The organism is Nitrosomonas communis (genome assembly GCF_900114745.1).
GTDB classification, from domain to species: Bacteria; Pseudomonadota; Gammaproteobacteria; order Burkholderiales; family Nitrosomonadaceae; genus Nitrosomonas; species Nitrosomonas communis_A.
On the sequence record NZ_FOUB01000193.1, the window covers coordinates 1 to 1,044 of the forward strand.

At 49.5% G+C, this 1,044-nt stretch carries 1 protein-coding gene and 1 pseudogene; both read left to right on the forward strand.

Annotation, left to right across the window (positions count from 1 at the left end; all coding sequences use genetic code 11):
* The first annotated feature begins 11 nt into the window (after window positions 1-11).
* Window positions 12-622: pseudogene (locus BM122_RS22095) on the forward strand (transposase).
* Between the two features lies 1 nt (window position 623).
* A complete protein-coding gene (locus BM122_RS22100; protein WP_083398659.1) occupies window positions 624-932 on the forward strand; it encodes a transposase in 309 nt (102 codons plus the stop codon).
* The last annotated feature ends 112 nt before the right edge of the window (window positions 933-1,044 follow it).

The window sequence follows — 1,044 nt, forward strand, 5'->3', positions numbered from 1 at the left end:
TTCATCAAGTGATGATAGAACGGTTTGTGGCTTCCTTCAAACGAGTGCCCAAAGAACTGATTCTGGATTTTGATGCTACTGATGATGCGGTCCATGGCAAACAGGAAGGCCGCTTCTTTCATGGCATTCAGATCACTACTGCTTTCTGCCGCGGTATGTATTCTGCCAGGATCAACTGCTGGTAAGCTACCTACGGCCAAGCCATATCGATGGGGCAAAACATGCCTGGGCTATACTGTCACTACTGGTGAAACGGCTCAGACAAAGCTGGTCTGAGGTTCGTACCATTTTCCGGGGTGACAGTGGTTTCTGTCGCCGCAGAATGTTGGCATGGTGTGAGCGTCATGAGGTGGGTTACATCGTGGGGATCGCCCAAAACAAGCGACTGAATGAGATCACTGCACAATGGCAGCAAGCGACAGAGAAGCAGCATGCTCAATCAGGTGAGAAAGTACGCTGGTTTAACGAATTTCACTATGCTGCCAAGAGCTGGCAGCGGGCACGGCGCATCATCGTTAAAATCGAGCATACCGAAAAAGGCAGTAATCCTCGTTATGTGGTCACCCATCTGACTGGTGAACCGCAGTTCCTTTACGATAAGCTTTTATTCATTACGCGGTGAAATGGAAAACCGTATCAAGAAACAACAGCTTGATCTGTTTGCCGACCGTACCAGCTGCCATCAGTGGTGGTCAAATCAATTTCGTCGGCTTCTGTCCTCGCTGGCCTACATCCTGCTGGAAACCATACGGCGCCTGGCCCTGCAAGGCATAGAACTGGCCCAGGCCTATGTGAGCACATTACGCCTCAAACTGATCAAGATCGGCGCCGTTATCCTACGCAACACCCGCCGTATTCGCTTTCTGCTTGCAAGCAGTTGCCCTTACCAGAAACTGTTCTTCCAGGTGGCAGAAAGACTTGCTTCTGGATAATTCATTTTCAGGAGTAGGAATCTCCGTTTACCGCATCAAATAGCTAGGCGGGGGTGAGCTATGTCTATTAGCTGAAGAAATCCCCATTTTTTGCTATAGCTCCACCAGAAAA